This window comes from Streptomyces hilarionis (assembly GCF_024539675.1).
Lineage (GTDB): Bacteria > Actinomycetota > Actinomycetes > Streptomycetales > Streptomycetaceae > Streptomyces > Streptomyces hilarionis.
This window is the reverse complement of record NZ_JAHHIT010000009.1, coordinates 116,007-132,043: the sequence shown is the minus strand read 5'-3', so window position 1 is coordinate 132,043 and position 16,037 is coordinate 116,007. Positions and strand designations below refer to the sequence as shown.

Annotated in this window: 16 protein-coding genes; 4 read left to right on the top strand and 12 right to left on the bottom strand. The window is 73.4% G+C overall.

The genetic code is table 11. The features are described 5' to 3' along the window. Both KMS84_RS03855 and KMS84_RS03850 read right to left on the bottom strand, forming a co-directional pair. On the bottom strand, positions 1-1,018 hold a 1,018-nt coding region (locus tag KMS84_RS03855; RefSeq protein WP_256914577.1), incomplete at its 3' end, for a serine/threonine-protein kinase. 114 nt (positions 1,019-1,132) lie between these two features. Next, positions 1,133-1,990: a menaquinone biosynthetic enzyme MqnA/MqnD family protein gene (locus KMS84_RS03850; RefSeq protein WP_256914576.1), complete on the bottom strand. Its 858-nt coding sequence runs from the start codon at positions 1,988-1,990 to the stop codon at positions 1,133-1,135. Between the two features lie 288 nt (positions 1,991-2,278). Between KMS84_RS03850 and KMS84_RS03845 the strand changes: the two genes are divergently transcribed. Both KMS84_RS03845 and KMS84_RS03840 read left to right on the top strand, forming a co-directional pair. Continuing rightward, entirely contained in the window at positions 2,279-2,482 is a 204-nt protein-coding gene (locus KMS84_RS03845) for a cold-shock protein (protein ID WP_003974443.1), read from the top strand. 110 nt (positions 2,483-2,592) lie between these two features. Next, on the top strand, positions 2,593-3,276 hold the full coding sequence (locus tag KMS84_RS03840; protein WP_256914575.1) for a class I SAM-dependent DNA methyltransferase: 684 nt from the start codon (positions 2,593-2,595) through the stop codon (positions 3,274-3,276). A 15-nt stretch (positions 3,277-3,291) separates the two neighbouring features. Here KMS84_RS03840 and kstD read toward each other — a convergent pair whose 3' ends face one another. The 4 genes from kstD to KMS84_RS03820 all read right to left on the bottom strand — a co-directional run bounded on the left by kstD (position 3,292) and on the right by KMS84_RS03820 (position 9,305). Beyond that, a complete protein-coding gene (gene kstD / locus KMS84_RS03835) occupies positions 3,292-5,070 on the bottom strand; it encodes a 3-oxosteroid 1-dehydrogenase (RefSeq protein ID WP_256914574.1) in 1,779 nt (592 codons plus the stop codon). 224 nt (positions 5,071-5,294) lie between these two features. Continuing rightward, positions 5,295-5,795 (bottom strand): hypothetical protein, encoded by a 501-nt coding sequence (locus KMS84_RS03830; RefSeq protein ID WP_256914573.1) that lies wholly within the window; start codon positions 5,793-5,795, stop codon positions 5,295-5,297. A 42-nt stretch (positions 5,796-5,837) separates the two neighbouring features. Then, on the bottom strand, positions 5,838-7,760 hold the full coding sequence (locus tag KMS84_RS03825) for an AMP-dependent synthetase/ligase (RefSeq protein ID WP_256914572.1): 1,923 nt from the start codon (positions 7,758-7,760) through the stop codon (positions 5,838-5,840). A gap of 210 nt (positions 7,761-7,970) precedes the next feature. Continuing rightward, positions 7,971-9,305 (bottom strand): acetyl-CoA C-acetyltransferase, encoded by a 1,335-nt coding sequence (locus KMS84_RS03820; RefSeq protein WP_256914571.1) that lies wholly within the window; start codon positions 9,303-9,305, stop codon positions 7,971-7,973. A 103-nt stretch (positions 9,306-9,408) separates the two neighbouring features. Here KMS84_RS03820 and KMS84_RS03815 point away from each other — a divergent pair, with 103 nt between their 5' ends. Further along, on the top strand, positions 9,409-10,764 hold the full coding sequence (locus KMS84_RS03815; RefSeq protein WP_256914582.1) for a 3-oxoacyl-ACP reductase: 1,356 nt from the start codon (positions 9,409-9,411) through the stop codon (positions 10,762-10,764). Further along, complete coding sequence (locus KMS84_RS03810; RefSeq protein WP_256914570.1) at positions 10,764-11,789, top strand: MaoC/PaaZ C-terminal domain-containing protein; 1,026 nt, start codon at positions 10,764-10,766, stop codon at positions 11,787-11,789. The genes KMS84_RS03815 and KMS84_RS03810 overlap by 1 nt, the downstream gene beginning before the upstream one ends. Before the next feature lie 60 nt (positions 11,790-11,849). On the opposite strand, the gene KMS84_RS03805 is transcribed toward KMS84_RS03810, so the two are convergent. The 6 genes from KMS84_RS03805 to KMS84_RS03780 form a co-directional block, all read right to left on the bottom strand. Further along, positions 11,850-12,530, bottom strand: a complete 681-nt coding sequence (locus KMS84_RS03805) for a TetR/AcrR family transcriptional regulator (RefSeq protein WP_256914569.1) — start codon at positions 12,528-12,530, stop codon at positions 11,850-11,852. A 70-nt stretch (positions 12,531-12,600) separates the two neighbouring features. Continuing rightward, positions 12,601-12,909 (bottom strand): DUF4229 domain-containing protein, encoded by a 309-nt coding sequence (locus tag KMS84_RS03800; protein ID WP_256914568.1) that lies wholly within the window; start codon positions 12,907-12,909, stop codon positions 12,601-12,603. A gap of 132 nt (positions 12,910-13,041) precedes the next feature. Further along, positions 13,042-13,566 (bottom strand): GNAT family N-acetyltransferase, encoded by a 525-nt coding sequence (locus tag KMS84_RS03795; RefSeq protein ID WP_256914567.1) that lies wholly within the window; start codon positions 13,564-13,566, stop codon positions 13,042-13,044. A gap of 36 nt (positions 13,567-13,602) precedes the next feature. After that, a complete protein-coding gene (gene mqnE / locus KMS84_RS03790) occupies positions 13,603-14,766 on the bottom strand; it encodes an aminofutalosine synthase MqnE (protein ID WP_256904247.1) in 1,164 nt (387 codons plus the stop codon). A gap of 80 nt (positions 14,767-14,846) precedes the next feature. Further along, positions 14,847-15,302: an Lrp/AsnC family transcriptional regulator gene (locus KMS84_RS03785; RefSeq protein WP_256914566.1), complete on the bottom strand. Its 456-nt coding sequence runs from the start codon at positions 15,300-15,302 to the stop codon at positions 14,847-14,849. Positions 15,303-15,370: 68 nt separating this feature from the next. Continuing rightward, positions 15,371-16,033, bottom strand: a complete 663-nt coding sequence (locus KMS84_RS03780; RefSeq protein WP_256914565.1) for a UbiX family flavin prenyltransferase — start codon at positions 16,031-16,033, stop codon at positions 15,371-15,373. Positions 16,034-16,037 lie beyond the last annotated feature (4 nt).

The following is a 16,037-nucleotide window of genomic DNA, read 5'->3' as shown; positions in this document are numbered from 1 at the left end:
CACGCGCCCCGGTCCCCGCCCCCGGACCGTCCTCCGGTCCGCCCTCTGCCGGGGTCCCTGCTCCCGTTCCTGCTCGCGCCCCCGTGCCGGTCCCCGTCCGGGTCGCGGTCGCCTCCAGGTTCAGGAGCTGGACCGCGCTGCGGCTCACCTGGGCGACCAGGGGGGCCGGCAGCCAGCCGGAGGCCACCAGCCGGGCCGCGCCCCCGGGAGCCAGGCGGGCGGACAGCTCGGCGGGGGCCGGCCGTGCGGCCGGGTCCTTGGCGAGACAGGCCTCGACCACGGCCCGCAGCTCGCCCCGCAGAGCGCCCTGCGGGGCTCCCAGCTCGGGCGCCTCGTGCACGACCCGGTAGAGGAGGGCGGCCGAGGAGTCGCCGGGGAAGGGGGGCCGCCCGGTGGCCGCGAACGCGAGGACCGCGCCGAGGGAGAAGACGTCGGCCGCACCGGACGCGCCCCGGCCGAGGATCTGTTCGGGGGCCATGTAGCCGGGCGAGCCGACCGAGACGCCCGTCGAGGTCAGCGAGGCCGTGCCGTCGATCGCGCGGGCGATGCCGAAGTCGATCAGCAGCGGGCCGTCCACGGTCAGCAGCACGTTGGACGGCTTCACGTCCCGGTGCACCAGTCCCAGGGCGTGCACGGTGGCCAGCGCCTCCGCGAGGCCTGCGCCCAGCACGCGCACGCTGTCCTCGGGCAGCGGCCCGCCGCCGGAGGCGACCGCCGCGGCCAGCGAGGGGCCCGCCGCGTAGCCGGTGGCGACCCAGGGCACCGCGGCCTCCGGGTCGGCGTCCAGGACCGGCGCGGTCCACGCCCCGCCGACGCGTCGCGCGGCCTCCACCTCGCGCCGGAAACGGGCGCGGAACTCCTCGTCGAGCGCGAGGTGCGGGTGCACGATCTTGACGGCGACCGTGCGGCCGCCGGCGCTGCGGCCGAGGTAGACGCGGCCCATCCCGCCCGAGCCCAGCCGGCCGAGCAGCCGGTAGGGGCCCACGGTCGTGGGTTCGTCGTCTCCGAGCGGCTGCATGGGCGTCCACCCCTCCCCCGTATGGACCCGCGGGCCCGTCGGCCGTGGCCCGTGGTCCGTGGCTCGTCGTCCGCGGCCCGTGGCCGGATTCCGTGCTCGCGGCTGTGCAGGAGACTACGCAGAACGGGGCTGGAGCAGTTCCACCCTGACGTCGGCGGGGAAGCCCGTCGTGGGGCCGACGCGGCGGGCGAACTCGGTCACGGCCGCCAGCTGGGCCGGGCCGAAGCGGAAGTCCAGGGTGGTGAAGTACTGCTCCAGGACCCGCTCGTCGAACTCCTCCCAGCGGGCCGCCTGCTCCGCGACCTTGCCGACCTCGTCCAGGGAGAGGTTGCGGGAGTCGAGGAAGGCCTGGTGGACCTGGCGGGTGATGACGGGCTCGCGCTCCAGGTACTCGCGCCGGGCCGCCCACACGGCGAACACGAAGGGCAGGCCGGTCCACTCCTTCCAGAGCGCGCCGAGGTCGTGGACCTCGAGGCCGAACCGGGGCCCGTCGAGCAGGTTGGCCCGCAGGGCCGCGTCGCCGATGAGGACGGCCGCCTCGGCCTCCTGCATCATCAGGCTGAGGTCGGGCGGGCAGGTGTAGTACTCGGGCTGGACGCCGAAACGATCCGCCAGCAGGAGCTGCGCCAAGCGCACGGAGGTGCGGGAGGTGGAGCCGAGGGCGACGCGCGCGCCGTCCAGTTCCTCCAGCGGGACCTGGCTGACGATCACGCAGGACATCACCGGGCCGTCGCAGCCGACGGCGATGTCGGGGAAGGCGACCAGGTCGTCGGCGTTCTTGAGGAACTCGACGAGGGTGACGGGGCCGATGTCGAGGTCGCCGCGCACCAGCCGCTCGCTGAGCTTCTCGGGGGTGTCCTTGGTGAGCTCGAAGTCGAGGAGCGTGCCGGTTCTCGCGAGCCCCCAGTAGAGGGGCAGGCAGTTGAGGAACTGGATGTGGCCGACGCGCGGCCGGGTGCGAGAATTGTCCACATCGCGAGGCTAGACCCCTTCGGGTACCCTCGGGACTCCACCCCCCGGGTCAACCCCTTTCAGGGATCTTCAAACATCCGGGTGACGTGATCTTGACCTCTATTGCATCCGGGTGCCTGCGTGCTAGGCTCGCCGCAAGTTGCAGTTTGGTTTCCCTTGCAGTACAGAGCCTGCGGAGCATGTAACCGCGGGCTCTCGTCGTTTTCAGACGTATGCAGTTGTGCGGCACTTGCTTTCACGCTTGCAGGGTTCTGGAGCAGGGCAACCCTTTGGGCCCAAGGAGGGCTTATGGCTACCGGAACCGTGAAGTGGTTCAACGCCGAAAAGGGCTTTGGCTTCATCGCCCAGGAAGGCGGCGGCCCCGACGTCTTCGTCCACTACTCCGCGATCAACGCGCAGGGTTTCCGTTCGCTCGAGGAGAACCAGCAGGTCTCCTTCGACGTGACGCAGGGCCCGAAGGGTCCGCAGGCGGAGAACGTCACCCCCGTCTGATCTCCACACCCTGAGATCGCAGGTCTCTGAGAGCAGTACCCAAGGAGCCCTGTGCCTTTCGGCACGGGGCTCCTGCCTCATGTCAGTGCCGACTCATAGGCTCCCTGCCCATGACCGACACCGCAGCGCCGTCCCCCTCCGCGGCCCCCGCTCCCGCGTTCGTCACCGCCACCCGCGCCTTCTACGACGCCGTCGCCGAGGACTACGCCGAGCAGTTCCGCGGGGAACTCGTCTCCAGGCCGCTGGAGCGGGCCCTGCTGGCCGTCTACGCCGAGCTCGTCGGGGCCGGCGGGCGGGTGGCCGACCTGGGGTGCGGTCCGGGCCGGACGACCGCGCGCCTGGCCTCCCTCGGGCTCGACATGTCCGGGCTCGACCTGTCCGCCTCCATGCTGGCGATCGCCCGGCGCGAGAACCCGGGGATCCCCTTCGCGCAGGGCTCGATGCTGGAGCTGGACTTCCCCGACGGGGCCCTGGCCGGGGTCGTCTCCTTCTACTCCACCATCCACACCCCTGTGGACGAGCTGCCCGCCCTCTTCGCCGAGTTCCACCGCGTCCTGGCGCCCGGCGGCCACCTCCTGCTGGCCTTCCAGGTGGGCGACGAGCCCCGCCGCCACGAGCACCCCTGGGGCCGCCCGGTCACCCTCGACTTCGAGCGCCGCCGTCCGGAGCGGATGGAGAAGCTGCTGGCGGGGGCCGGTTTCACGATGTGGTCACGCACGGTCCGCGAGCCGGACGCCGCCCTGGGCGAACAGGTCCCCCAGGCCTTCCTGATCGCCCGCAGGCCGACCGCCTGATCACCCGGGGCGGCCTCAGAGCGCTCCCGCCAGGTCCAGGGCCGCGATGTGGCCGAAGGTCATCGCGGGGCCGATCGTCGAGCCCGCGCCCGCGTAGCTGTGACCCATGACGGCCGCGCTGGCGTTGCCGGCGGCGTAGAGGCCGGGGACGACCGAGCCGTCCGGGCGCAGGACGCGTGCGCGGGCGTCCGTGCGCAGGCCGCCCTTCGTGCCGAGGTCGCCGGGCACGATCCGGAACGCGTAGTAGGGAGGCAGCCACAGGGGCGCGAGGCAGGAGTCGGGGAGGACGGAGGGGTCCGTGTAGTAGTGGTCGTAGGCGCTGTCGCCGCGCCCGAAGTCGGTGTCGCGGCCCTTGAGGGCGAGGGCGTTGAAGCGCTCGACGGTGGCGCGCAGCGCGGCGGGCGGGACGCCGGTCGAGGCGGCCAGCGCGTCGAGCGTCCAGGCCTTGCGCACCGCCCCCGAGGAGTACCAGTCGGCGGGCAGCGCGAACGTCGGCGCGACGTCCCTGAAGAGGTAGCGGTTGCGGTAGTTCTGGTCGACGACCAGCCAGGCCGGGATGTCGGGGGCGGTGGGGTCGAGGTCGTACATCGTGTGGACGACGTCGCTGTAGGGCCCGGCCTCGTTGACGAACCGGGCGCCGGCCCGGTTGATCATCAGGCCGCCGGGAAGGGTGCGCTCGGCGAGGCAGAAGTAGGGCTCGCCGGGGAGCGGGATCGCGGGCCCCCACCACGCGTCGTCCATCAGCGCGAGCGCTCCGCCCGCGCGCTGCCCGGCGCGGATCCCGTCGCCCGTGTTCTCCTTCGCCCCGACCGTCCACTCGGTCCCGATCGGCTGCCGCTGGTACTGCGCCCGCATCCGCGCGTCGTGCTCGAACCCGCCCGAGCCGACGACGACCCCGCGCCGGGCGCGCAGCAGCCCCGGCACGCCGTCGCGCGTGACGACGACCCCCTTCACCGACGTCCCCTCGACGTACAGGTCGGTCAGCGGGGTGTCGAGCCATACCGGCACCCGGGCCGCGAGCAGACCGGCGCGCAGGCCCGCGGCCAGGGACTGTCCCATCGTGAGCGGCTTCTGGCCGAGCAGGGCGGCCCTGGTCCCCCGGGCCAGGCACTCGGCGGCGACCGCCGCCCCCCTGACGTTCACGGCGGCCAGCGCGAGCCACTTGTAGTCCGCGCTGAACACGACCATGCCCGCCGGCACCGCCATGTACGGCGGGTTCAGACGGGCGAGTTCGGCCCCGAGGACGTTGCCGTCCAGCTGGTCGGGTTCGACGGAGCGGCCGCCGGGCAGGCCGCCCGGCAGCTCCGGGTAGTAGTCGCTGTACCCCTCCATCCAGCGGAAGCGCAGCGGGCTGTGGGCCATGACGTACGCCAGCATGGCGGGCCCGTGCGCGAGGAAGGCGGCCTGCCGGTCGGCCGGGACGTCCGCGCCGACCACGGCCGCCAGGTAGGCGGCGGCCTTCGCGGGCGTGTCCGGCACTCCGGCGGACAGGATGACGGAGTTGTTCGGGATCCAGATCCCGGCCCCCGACCGGGCTGCGGAGCCGCCGAACGTCGGCGCCTTCTCGACCACGACGCAGCCGAGGCCGTGCCCCGCCGCCGTCAGCGCCGCCGTCATCCCGGCCGCGCCGGATCCGACGACCACGACGTCGTACGTGCCGAGGAGGGGCAGGTCGGCGGCGGCCGCCCGCCGGCCGACGGCGGTCAGCGCCAGCCCCGCCCCGGCGGAGGCGCCGAGCACCGCCCGCCGGGAGGGAGGGCCGGCGTGTCTCACAGGGTCCGCGTTCGTGGTCATGGCCGCTCCAGCCCGCCGGGGACGCATGGATGGGTTCGGGTGCGGAGACCGGAATGTCGCGCGGGGGTCTTGTGAAGTCAAGGCCTACGCGGTGGCCGGAACCCACGGCGTCGAGGGGCGGTCCGTCCCGGCGCGGGGGCGGTGGCCGTCACCCGCCACACCCCTCGCACCCGTCCCACGTCTGTGGCACCCGTCCCACGTCTCTCGCACCCGTCCCGTGCCCCTCACACCCCCAGCCCGGCGGGAGCCGGGCCCAGGGGGTCCGCCGTGAGGAGCGCGGGTGAGCGCAGCGCCGTCTCGTACGCCGTCCGCGCGAAGACGAAGGGCCCGAGGGGCAGTTCGCCCCACTGCTCGCGCTCGGGCTGGCGGAAGGAGGACCAGGTGACGGTCAGGGGGGTCGACTCGACGCGGGCCGTCAGCGCCCAGCATCGCCCTATGCCGCAGGAGCAGCCGAGGACGGGGACCCGGCCCGCCGTGCCACGGGCCCCCGCGCGCCCAAAGGGGTCCTCGGGGAGGTCGAGGACGCCCAGACCGTCGTGCTGACGCCAGATCAGCTCGGCCGACTCACGCTCCTGGTCCTCGAACTGGTCCTCCAGCTCCGGTTGCCACAGCTCGCGCGTCGCCCAGGCCGTGCGGGCGCGCAGGTCGACGCCGTCGACGCGCAGGCCCCAGGCGAGCGACGGGCCGCCGTCGCAGGGGTAGTGGAAGAACTCGATGCCGTTCACGGACCGCATGCTTCCCGCGCGCGGCCCGCTCCGCCAGCCCTTTCACCCGGGATACAGGCCCTCCACCTGGTCGGCGAAGTCGCGCATGATCGTCTCGCGGCGCAGTTTCATCGACGGGGTGAGGTGGCCGGCGAGTTCCGAGAAGTCGGTCGGCAGGACGGCGAAGCGGCGGATCGACTCGGGGCGGGAGACCAGCTTGTTGGCCTCGTCGACCGCGCGCTGGAGCACCGCGTTGAGTTCGTCGTCGTCCACCAGGAGTTCGGCGGGCACCGGGTGCTTGCCCTGCATCTGACGCCAGTGGGTGAGGCCGTCGGGGTCGAGGGTGAGCAGAGCGGTGACGTAGGGGCGGCCGTCGCCGAGGACCATGGCCTGGGAGATGAGGGGGTGCGAGCGCAGCCAGTTCTCCAGGGGCGCGGGGGCGACGCTCTTGCCGCCGGCCGTGATGATCATTTCCTTCTTGCGGCCGGTGATCGTCAGGTAGCCCCCGTCGTCCAGTTCGCCGAGGTCGCCGGTGGCCAGCCAGCCGTCGGGGGCCGCGGGCACGACCCCGCCGGCCGCCGGGTCCCAGTAGCCGCGCAGGACGTGCTCGCCGGCGACGAGGATCTCGCCGTCCGCCGCGATGCGGATCCTGGTGCCGGGCAGGGGCCAGCCCACCGTGCCCAGGCGGGGTTTCATCGGCGGCGTGACCGTGGTGGCGGCCGTGGTCTCGGTGAGGCCGTAGCCCTCGTAGATCTCGATGCCCGCGCCGAGGTAGAACGACGAGAGGCGGCGGCCCAGCGGGGAGCCGCCGCAGATGGCGTGGCGCACCCGGCCGCCCATGGCGTTGCGGATGCGGCGGTAGACGAGCGGGTCGTAGAAGGTGCGGGCCGCGCGCAGGGTGGCCGCCGGGCCGGATCCGGTCCCGGTCTTGTGCGCCTCGACCGCCTCGCCGTAGCGGCGGGCCACGCCGACCGCGCGGTCGAAGGACGACACCCGGCCGCTCGCCTCGGCCTTGGCGCGGGCCGTGTTGAAGACCTTCTCCAGCATGTACGGGATGGCCAGGAGACAGGTGGGTCTGAAGGCCGCGAGGTCGGGCAGGAGGTCGTCGGACTTGATGCTCGGGGCGTGGCCGAGCCGCACGCGGGCCCGGACGCAGGCGATCGCGACCATCCGGCCGAAGACGTGGGACATGGGCAGGAAGAGCAGGACGGAGAGCTCGTCGTCCTTCGACTTGAAGACCGGGTAGAGGAGTTCGATCGCGTTGTCGACCTCGGCGAAGAAGTTGCCGTGGGTGAGGGCGCAGCCCTTGGGGCGTCCGGTGGTGCCGGAGGTGTAGATGAGGGTGGCGAGCGTGTCGGGGACGAGCATGCCCCGGCGGATCTCGACCTCGGCGTCCGGGACGCGCTCGCCCGCCTCGATGAGCCGGTCCACGTGCCCCTTGTCCATCACCCACAGGTGGTGCAGGTCGGGCAGCCGGTCGAGTTCGGGGCCCAGGGCGGCCGCCTGGCCGGCCGTCTCGGTGACCAGCGCGACCGCGCCGGAGTCGTGCAGGATCCAGCGGGTCTGGAAGGTCGAGGACGTCGGGTAGATCGGGACGGTGACCAGACCGGCCGCCCAGGCCGCGAAGTCGAGCAGCGTCCACTCGTAGGTGGTGCGGGCCATGATGGCGAGCCGGTCGCCGGGGACCAGCCCCTCCGCGACGAGCCCCTTGGCGACCGCGTGGACCTGGGCGGCGAAGCGTTCCGCCGTGATGTCCGTCCAGTCGCCGTCCGGCCCCTTGCGGCTGAGGACCACCGTGTCGGGGGCGGCGGCCGCGTTGTCGTAGGGCAGGTCGGCGAGCGAGCCGTAGGTCACCGGGCGCGCCAGGGCCGGGACGGACGCCTCCCGGACCGCGCCGTCCAGCCGGCGGGTCTCGGGCTCCACGAGGGCGGGGGGAGCGTCGTGGTCGGCGTACGCCGAGCCGGCGACTGAGGACGGGGTGGACACGGGCGGCTCCCTGGGCGTGCAGCGACGAAACTGCTTGCTGCATGACGTACGTGCTTGGCGCACCGACGCGTTCAACCGGGATGCCCGCCAAGAAGGGGGTTACCGCCGGTTAGGTAGGGGATCGTACGGCTCTCAGGTGTGGGGCGTGTGCGTGTTCCGGGATGTTCCGGGGGCGGGGCTGTGCAACCTCGGGGGTTGTCCGAGCGGCGCTCACGTTCGTTCGAGCACGGCGGTGACGCCCTGGCCGCCGGCCGCGCAGATCGAGATCAGCCCGCGCGCGGGGCCGTCCCGTTCGGCGAGGAGCTTGGCGAGCGTCGCCGTGATGCGGGCGCCGGTGGCCGCGAAGGGGTGGCCGGTGGCGAGGGAGGAGCCGGTCACGTTCAGCCGTTCCCGGTCGACCGGGGCCAGCCCCTGCTTCTCCCAGGCCGCGAGGGTGGCCAGCACCTGGGAGGCGAACGCCTCGTGCACCTCGACCAGGTCGAAGTCCTCGATGCCCAGGCCGGTCCGCTCCAGCATGCGCGGGACCGCGTACGCGGGGGCCATCAGCAGGCCGTCCTCGCCCCCGGCCGCGTCGCCGCGCACGAAGTCCACCGCCGCCGTCTCGTAGGCGGTCAGGTAGGCGAGCGGCTCCAGCCCGCGCGCCTCGGCCCACTCCTCGGACGCGAGCAGGACGACGGCCGAACCGTCCGTGAGCGGGGTGGAGTTGCCGGCCGTCATGGTCGGTTCGGGGCCGTCGGTCCCGAACACCGGCTTCAGCCGGGCCAGTTTCTCGACGGTGGAGTCGGGGCGCAGGTTCTGGTCGCGGGTCAGGTCGCGGAAGGGGACCACCAGGTCGCCGAAGAAGCCCCGCTCGTACGCGGCGGCGAGCCGCTGGTGACTGGCGGCCGCCAGTTCGTCCTGGGCCTCGCGTCCGACGCCCCAGGCGCGGGCGGTGACCGCCGCGTGCTCGCCCATGGACAGGCCGGTGCGCGGTTCGGCGTTGCGCGGGATCTCGGGGACGAGGTGGGAGGGGCGGATGCGGGCGAGCGCCTTGAGGCGGTCCCCGGTGGACTTCGCCCGGCGGACCTCCAGGAGGATGCGGCGCAGTCGGTCGTCGACGCCGAGGGGGGCGTCGCTCGCGGTGTCCGCGCCGCCCGCGATCGCGGACTCGGTCTGCCCGAGGGCGATCTTGTTGGCGGCGGCGATCACGGCCTGAAGGCCGGTGCCGCAGGCCTGCTGGACGTCGTAGGCGGGGGTGCGGGGGTCGAGCCTGGAGCCGAGGACGGTCTCGCGGGCCAGGTTGAAGTCCCGGCTGTGCTTGAGGACGGCACCGGCGACGAACTCGCCCACCACGCCGGGCACGTCGAGCGCGTACCGGTTCACGAGCCCGTTCACGGCCGCCGTCAGCATGTCCTGGTTGGAGGCGGTGGCGTAGGGGCCGTCGGAGCGGGCGAAGGGGATGCGGGAGCCGCCGACGATCGCGACCCGGCGGGCGCGCGGAGGTTCCAGGGGGCTCTTGCGGGCCCCTCTCAGGTAGGTCACCTTCGACGGCTCCGAGGTACTCATCTCGACCTGCTCCTCACCCTTGACCTAGACTTACCCCCGGTAACCTTACTCCGGAGTAAGCAAAAATATCCTGTGCGTCAAGCCCGTGGGAGACGAGACGAACATGGCCGACCGCTACCTGAGCCTCACCGCCACCGCCCCCGGCCGGTTCCTCACCCGGCGGCTGGGCCTTCCGCAACCGGCGGCGCTCAGGCGCTGGTCGCCCGAACACCCCCGTCTCCCCGGCGACTTGCTTCACCTTACGGCCGGTGAGACCGGGATCTGCGACCTCGCTCCGGTCCTCGCCCGCACCGGGCTCCCCCTCGCCGACTCCGCCGAAGGCCGCCCCACGGACGCCGCTCACGCGGGTGTCGTCCTCGACGCCACCGGCGTGCGGGACGTCGACACGCTCGCCGAGGTCCACGCGGCCCTGCACCCGGTCGTGCGGTCGGTCGCGACGAGCGGACGGATCGTGGTGCTCGGCGCGCCCGCGGACGCCGGGGGCGACCACCACCGGGCGGCCGCGCAACAGGCCCTGGAGGGGTTCGTGCGCTCCCTCGGCAAGGAGATCGGGCGCGGCAGGACGGTGAACCTGCTCAGACTGGCCGACGCGGCCGACGCCGAGTCCACCCTGCGCTTCCTGCTGTCCCCCCGGTCCGCGTACGTCAGCGGCCAGGTGATCGCCGCGACGGCCGAAGGGGCCGGAGCCCCCGCCGGCCGGGAGCCCGGGGCCCCCGCCGACCCGGCGCTCCCGCTGGCCGGCCGCACCGCGCTCGTCACCGGCGGCGCGCGCGGCATCGGGGAGGCGGTCGCCCGGACGCTGGCCCGCGACGGGGCCCGGGTCGTCGTGCTGGACGTGCCGCAGGCCCAGGAGGACGCCCGGCGGGTGGCCGGGCAGCTCGGCGGAACCGCGCTCGCGCTCGACATCACCGCCGCCGACGCGGGCGAGCGGATCGCCGCCGAACTCCCCGACGGACTCGACGTGCTGATCCACAACGCCGGCGTCACCCGGGACCGGCGGCTGGTCAACATGCCCGCCGAGCGGTGGAGTTCGGTGCTGGACGTCAACCTCGCGAGCGTGCTGCGCACCACGGACGCGCTGCTCGCGAAGGGCGCTCTGCGCCGGGGCGGCCGGATCGTGGCCACCGCCTCCATCGCCGGAATCGCCGGCAACGCCGGACAGACGAACTACGGCGCGAGCAAGGCGGGGATCGCCGGTCTGGTCCGCTCCCTCGCGCCGCGCGCGCTCGCCGAGCACGGGGTCACGGTGAACGCGGTGGCCCCCGGCTTCATCGAGACGAAGATGACGGCCGCGGTCCCGCTGTTCATCCGCGAGGCGGGCCGCCGGATGAACTCCCTCGCCCAGGGCGGACTGCCCGTCGACGTCGCCGAGACGACCGCCTGGCTCGCCGACCCCGCCTCCGGCGCGGTGAACGGCCAGGTCGTGCGGGTCTGCGGCCAGAGCCTGCTGGGGGCGTGATGACCGGCGCGGTGATCACGCTGTCCCGGCCCCCGTCACTCGGCCCGCTGCTCGCCCTCGGGGCGCTGCGCTCCCCGTTCAAACGACCCCGCCCGGGTGCGGAGTTCCCCGGCGGCGACCGTCTCGTCCTGCCCGGACTGCGCGTGGACCTGGCCCGGCTCGCCGCCTACGAACGCGTCTGCGCCTTCCCCACCGGCGAGGACTCGCTGCCGCTCACCTACCCCCACGTCCTGGGCTTCCCGCTGGCCATGCGGCTCATGAGCGGCCGGGACTTCCCGCTGCCGCTGCTCGGCCTCGTCCACACGTCGATCGAGATCACCCGCCGCGCCGCGCTCCCGGCCACCGGCACCTACGAACTCGCCGTCCACGTCGACCGGTTGGCGCCGCACCGCAAGGGGACGGAGGCGGTCGTCGTCACGGAGCTGCGCGCCGACGGACGGCCGGCCGGCGCCGGACCCGTGTGGACGTCGACGAGCACCTACCTGGCCCGCCATCGCACCGGCCCCGACCCGGCCGAGGGCCGCCCCACCCCCACGGCGGACCGAACCGCACCCGCACCCGCACCACACCGCCCGACGCCCGACGCCGCCCCGACCACGCGCACCCCGGACGTGCCCGAGCCGGCGGGCCCCTTCCCCGGACGGGCCGGGGCCGGTCCGCTGCCCGTGCTCGACGAGTGGCGGCTCGCCGGTGACGTCGGACGGCGTTACGGCTCGACGTCCGGCGACCGCAACCCGATCCACCTGCACGCGCTCACCGCCCGCCTCCTCGGGTTCCCCCGGGCGATCGCCCACGGCATGTGGACCGTGGCCCGCTGCCTCGCCGCCCACGGCGTGCCGCCCGAGGTGCGCGTGCGCGCGGAGTTCCGGGCCCCGGTGCTGCTGCCGGGCACGGTCGTCTTCGCGGCGGACGGCAGCCGCTTCGAGCTGCGCCGACCGGGAGAGGGGGGCCGCGTCCACGTGAGCGGCCGGGTGGACGCGCTCGGCGACGCGCCCTCGGACGCCGTCACGCCCCGCCCTGCCTGAGGGCCCCGCGGGCGCGCGGCGGCCCCGGGGGGCGCGTCGGCGCGGTCCGGGCGGGTGCCCTCAGTCCGCCGGCGGGGTCCAGGGACGGTCGTTCATCAGGTTGCCCAGGCCCGACCAGGCGAAGTTCATCAGGGTGGCGGCCGCCTGGCGGGAGGTGACGCCCGCTGTGGCGTTGGCCCAGGCCGCGAGGGACTCGGCCGCGCCCACCAGGGCCTCGGCGAGTCCGGCGACCTCGCGTTCGGGGAGGTCGGGGTCGATGGGGGTCCCCCCGCACGAGCGAAGCCGGGGCTGGGGGAGGGCCTCGCGGGCCGCGACCATGATGAGCTGCGTGACGAACGCGACGATCTCCTCGCGCATCGCCGCGACCTCGGCGGCGAAGGGCTCGCCGTGCGTGCGGGCCTGGAGGTGCAGGATGGACCAGGCGTGCGGGTGCTGCGCGGTGTGCGCGAAGAACGCCCGCAGCCCTTCCCAGAGTTGGCGGTCGGCGGGCAGGTCCGTGCGGACGCCGACGCGGACCGCCTCGACGAGCGCCTTCGCCTCGCGCCGGATGCAGGCGGTGAAGAGGTCTTCCTTGGAGTTCAGGTACAGGTACACCAACGGCTTGGACACGCCCGCGAGTTCGGCGATCTCGTCCATCGACGCGGCCATGTACCCCCGGCGGCCGAAGGTCTCCACGGCGGCGTCCAGCATCTGCTGCTCACGGACCGCACGCGGCATCCGCTTGGTCTTCACGGCACCCATGCGCACAGCGTAGCCACGGCGGGACGCACCCGGCCCCGCGCGACGGGACGGGGCCCGACCGGCAGAGGGCTCAGGAGGTCTGCGTGCGGCCCTGGGAGGCGGCGGCGTCGTCGGCCGTGGCGTCCTCCTGGGACCGGTTGGCCTCCAGGTTGGCCTTCATGCGGTCCACCCGCCGCACCACGTTCACCGAGGCGCGGTCGCGCTCCTTGCGCAGCACCACGAAACTGATCGGCGCGGAGATCACCAACGACAGCAGCAGGACCCACATGAGGTTGGAGTCGCCGAGGCCGCGCGGGACGACACCCGAGTAGACGAGGCCCCAGACGACCACGAAGCAGCCGGCGAAGACACCGAGGCGCATCAGTGTGTAGCGGAGCATCTCAATCCACTCTTCCGATTCCGACGGGCGGTACCGACACGCGATACCGGCAGGCGAGTCCCAAGGGCCGTCATCCAGTGAAACACGACGGGCCCCCGGTCCCGCAGCCGCCCCCACGGCCGCCCGCGGCCCTCAGCGCAGCGGGAACAGCATGATGACGTCGTCGCGGTCGTCACCCGGGGCGACCCGGATGGCCCCCGGGATCCGGCCGACCTCCTTGTAGCCGCAGGAGCCGTAGAAGTCCTCCAGGCCCAGTCCGCCGCGGCAGGACAGGCGGATCGCGTCGATGCCCTCGAAGCCGCGCGCCGCGTCGGCGGCGGCCGCCAGCAGGTCGCGGCCGTGGCCGCGGCCCTGGTGGCGGGGGTGCACCATCACCGTGTAGAGCCAGACCCAGTGCTTCTGGAGCCGGTGCGTGTTGAAGGAGAAGAACGCCGTCGCGGCCACCTCGCCCGTCCCGTCCCGCCCGACCAGCAGCCGGTGGCGGCCCTCGGCCATCGCCGCGAGGTGCGCGAGGAGCTCGGGACGGACCGCCTCCCGGTCCACCGGCGGGACGAAGCCGACGGCTCCGCCCGCGTTGGAGACGTCCGTCCACAGGTCGAGGACGCCGTCACGCAGGGCCCGGTCGACCGCGGGATCGAGGGTGAAGACAAGGGACACGCCGGGATCGTAACCCCGACGGGACCGCCGCCGCCCTCACACCCGCATGGGCTGCGGGGACTCGCGGCGGGCCGGGTCCGGGCCGTCGTACTCGCGGATGATCTCGTACCGCGTGTTGCGCTCCACGGGCCGGAACCCGGCGTCGCGGATCAGGTCCAGCAGGTCCTCGCGGGTGAGCTTGTTCGGCGTGCCGTAGTTGTCGGCGTCGTGCGTGATCTTGTACTCGACGACCGAGCCGTCCATGTCGTCCGCGCCGTGCTGGAGGGCCAGCTGCGCGGTCTGGACGCCGTGCATCACCCAGAAGACCTTCACGTGCGGGACGTTGTCGAACAGCAGGCGCGAGACCGCGAAGGTCTTGAGGGCCTCCGCGCCGGTCGCCATCTGGGTGCGCGCCTGGAGCCGGTTGCGGACCTTGCCGTCCTTCATGTCCACGAAGTCGTGCTGGTAGCGCAGCGGGATGAAGACCTGGAAGCCGTTCGTCTCGTCCTGGAGCTCGCGCAGCCGCAGGACGTGGTCGACGCGGTGGCGGGGCTCCTCGATGTGGCCGTACAGCATGGTCGCCGGGGTCTTGAGCCCCTTCTCGTGCGCCAGGCGGTGGATCCGCGACCAGTCCTCCCAGTGGGTGCGGTGGTCCACGATGTGCTGGCGGACCTCCCAGTCGAAGATCTCCGCGCCGCCGCCGGTCAGCGACTCCAGGCCGGCGTCGATCAGCTCGTCGAGGATCTCGGAGGCCGTGAGCCCGCTGATCGTCTCGAAGTGGTGGATCTCCGTCGCGGTGAACGCCTTGAGCGAGACGTTCGGCAGGGCCGCCTTCAGCTCGCGCAGCGAGCGCGGGTAGTAGCGCCACGGCAGGTTCGGGTGCAGGCCGTTGACGATGTGCAGCTCGGTGAGGTTCTCGCCCTCCATCGCCTTGGCGAGCTTGACCGCCTCCTCGATGCGCATCGTGTACGCGTCCTTCTCGCCCGGCTTGCGCTGGAAGGAGCAGTAGGCGCAGGACGCGGTGCACACGTTCGTCATGTTGAGGTGACGGTTGACGTTGAAGTGCACGACGTCGCCGTTCTTGCGGGTGCGCACCTCGTGCGCGAGCCCGCCCAGCCAGGCCAGGTCGTCCGACTCGTACAGCGCGACGCCGTCCTCACGGGTCAGCCGCTCACCGGCCCTGACCTTCTCCTCCAGCTCGCGCTTGAGCCCGACGTCCATGCCCACACCTTTCACCGACGACCTGCCGCCGGCTTCCCGACGGCTCTCCTGACCACCCGACCAACCGTACGTCCCCGCCGTCACACCTCTTCCGGCAGCTCCCCGACGCGGTTCTCCCACTTGGTGGAGAGCACGATGGTGGTCCGGGTCCGGGAGACGCCCTTGGTCCCGCTGAGCCGGCGGATGATCCTCTCCAGACCGTCGACGTCCGTCGCCCGCACCTTGAGCATGAACGAGTCGTCGCCGGCGATGAACCAGCAGTCCTCGATCTCGCTCAGGTCCTTCAGCCGGGCCGCCACGTCCTCGTGGTCGGCGGCGTCGGAGAGGGAGATGCCGATGAGGGCGATGACGCCGAGCCCGAGCTGGGCGGCGTTGACCGTGGCGCGGTAGCCGGTGATGACGCCGGCCGCCTCCAGCCGGTTGATGCGGTCGGTGACGCTGGGTCCCGACAGGCCGACGAGGCGTCCCAGCTCCGCGTAGGAGGCCCGGCCGTTCTCCCTCAGGGCCTGGATGAGCTGCCTGTCCACGGCGTCCATGCGAATCGAAGCCTTCCGGTCAGAGTTCCTGAAGAGATGAGAGGTACTGCGACATGCTCAGATGACGCTCACGAGGTGCGGGTTCCGCTCGCGCCGCCCAGCTCGCCGTCCCACCGGCGGTAGAGCCCGTGCGCGGCCCCCGCCGCGTCGAGGACCCGCCCGGCGACGAAGTCGACCAGGTCCTGGATGTGGGTGGCGCCCGCGTAGAAGGCGGGGGACGCGGGCACGACGCTCGCGCCGGCGTCGTCCAGCGCGACGAGGTGACGCAGGGTCTGCCCGTTCAGCGGCGTCTCGCGGACGGCCACGACCAGCGGCCGCCGCTCCTTGAGCGTGACGCTCGCGGCCCGCTGGAGCAGGTCCTTCGACAGCCCGAGGGCGACCCCGGCGACACAGGCGGTCGAGGCGGGCACGATCAGCATCCCCCGCACGGCGTACGACCCCGAGGACGGACCGGCGGCGAGATCCCCCGCGGCCCAGTACCGCACCCGGTCGCCGCTGACGTCGACGTCGAACGCCCCCGGCTTGCCGTCCGCCCCGCGCCCGAGCCATTCGCGCAGGTCGTCCCGCCAGTGCGCGTCCCTGAACGAGATCCCCGTCTCGTCGAGCAGGGTGAGCCGCGAGGCCCGGCTGACCACCAGGTCGACGCTCTCGCCCCCGGCGAGCAGCGCCCGCAGCACGGCGGCGGCATAGGGCGTACCGGACGCCCCGGACACCCCCACGATCCAAGGCACGCGC

What these genes read in the sequence shown, in the direction of transcription:
- KMS84_RS03845 (WP_003974443.1), top strand. Translation starts at nt 2,279, where the DNA reads ATGGCTACCGGAACCGTGAAGTGGTTCAACGCCGAAAAGGGCTTTGGC.
- KMS84_RS03840 (WP_256914575.1), top strand. Translation starts at nt 2,593, where the DNA reads ATGACCGACACCGCAGCGCCGTCCCCCTCCGCGGCCCCCGCTCCCGCG.
- kstD (WP_256914574.1), bottom strand. Translation starts at nt 5,070, where the DNA reads ATGACCACGAACGCGGACCCTGTGAGACACGCCGGCCCTCCCTCCCGG.
- KMS84_RS03820 (WP_256914571.1), bottom strand. Translation starts at nt 9,305, where the DNA reads ATGAGTACCTCGGAGCCGTCGAAGGTGACCTACCTGAGAGGGGCCCGC.
- KMS84_RS03815 (WP_256914582.1), top strand. Translation starts at nt 9,409, where the DNA reads ATGGCCGACCGCTACCTGAGCCTCACCGCCACCGCCCCCGGCCGGTTC.
- KMS84_RS03810 (WP_256914570.1), top strand. Translation starts at nt 10,764, where the DNA reads ATGACCGGCGCGGTGATCACGCTGTCCCGGCCCCCGTCACTCGGCCCG.
- KMS84_RS03805 (WP_256914569.1), bottom strand. Translation starts at nt 12,530, where the DNA reads ATGGGTGCCGTGAAGACCAAGCGGATGCCGCGTGCGGTCCGTGAGCAG.
- KMS84_RS03800 (WP_256914568.1), bottom strand. Translation starts at nt 12,909, where the DNA reads ATGCTCCGCTACACACTGATGCGCCTCGGTGTCTTCGCCGGCTGCTTC.
- mqnE (WP_256904247.1), bottom strand. Translation starts at nt 14,766, where the DNA reads ATGGACGTCGGGCTCAAGCGCGAGCTGGAGGAGAAGGTCAGGGCCGGT.
- KMS84_RS03785 (WP_256914566.1), bottom strand. Translation starts at nt 15,302, where the DNA reads ATGGACGCCGTGGACAGGCAGCTCATCCAGGCCCTGAGGGAGAACGGC.